The sequence below is a fragment of the Porphyromonas sp. oral taxon 278 str. W7784 genome (genome assembly GCF_000467855.2).
Classification (GTDB): domain Bacteria; phylum Bacteroidota; class Bacteroidia; order Bacteroidales; family Porphyromonadaceae; genus Porphyromonas.
This window is the reverse complement of sequence record NZ_KI259240.1, coordinates 1-888: the sequence shown is the minus strand read 5'-3', so window position 1 is coordinate 888 and position 888 is coordinate 1. Positions and strand designations below refer to the sequence as shown.

The following is an 888-nucleotide window of genomic DNA, read 5'->3' as shown; positions in this document are numbered from 1 at the left end:
TTAAGGAGCTGAATAAGCAGTTCAAGAAACACGGGATTAGCCGTATTGACCAAGGGGCTCCTGGATGCCACTATGCTGGATACGCTCCCTGAGGGGAGCGATGAGGTCTTGCTGTCGGTTCATCGGGCACAAAGATACGGCATTCGCCCCATGCGAGCCTCCTGCGCTCTGTCACTCCTAGGGGTGAAGCCCGATCGATCTGGGTAAGCCTCAAGAGGAAGGATGGGCTAGGGGCTTTGGCCTTGCCTCCCCTCTCCTGTGCAGTCCGCACAGGGTGGGGGAGAAGAGGGGGATATGCTCCACTCTAAGGTCTAAACCTCGTGCTGTGGGAAGACACCATCCGAGGGTTGAGGGCGGAAGGCCTCAGTCCCGTGAAGTAGAGCCTTCTGAAAGGGTTCGGGAAGTGACTCCTAGGAGCTCGCTCGGGAAACCTACTGTGGGTCGCCGATACGACCTACGGTAGATCGCCCCGACGACCTACGATAGGTCGCAAAAGTCACCCATTCATGGGTCCCTTGAGGGACCCATGAATGGGTCGGTCAGGTGACCCATGAATGGGTCGCATCTGTCCCTCATGAATGGGTCGGGTCTATGACCAGTCGTGTCGTCTCCTTGTGAGTAAACGACACCGCCCCATCACGCTCGTCGTGGTGGGGCGGATGGAAGTGAGGGATGCTACTGGTGCTACTTGGTGCGTACGGGTCGTATGGAGAGACCAAAGTAGCGAGGACCATTCCCATCTGCAGGCAAGGAAGGCATGCAGACTAGGGCTTGAGAGTTCACTTCGTATTCTACTCGAGCATCAATCTCATTGCTCCAGAAAGCAAGCGCTTCGGTTAGGTGCTCTACCTTATCACCATCACGATATCCTGAGAAGCTTAGGGTAAT

1 protein-coding gene is annotated in these 888 nt (G+C 56.0%); it reads right to left on the bottom strand.

Annotated elements, in window-relative coordinates; all coding sequences use genetic code 11:
* Positions 1-684: 684 nt before the first annotated feature.
* Positions 685-888, bottom strand: a 204-nt coding sequence (locus tag HMPREF1556_RS08845) for a hypothetical protein (protein ID WP_044125282.1), incomplete at its 5' end; no start/stop codon positions are given.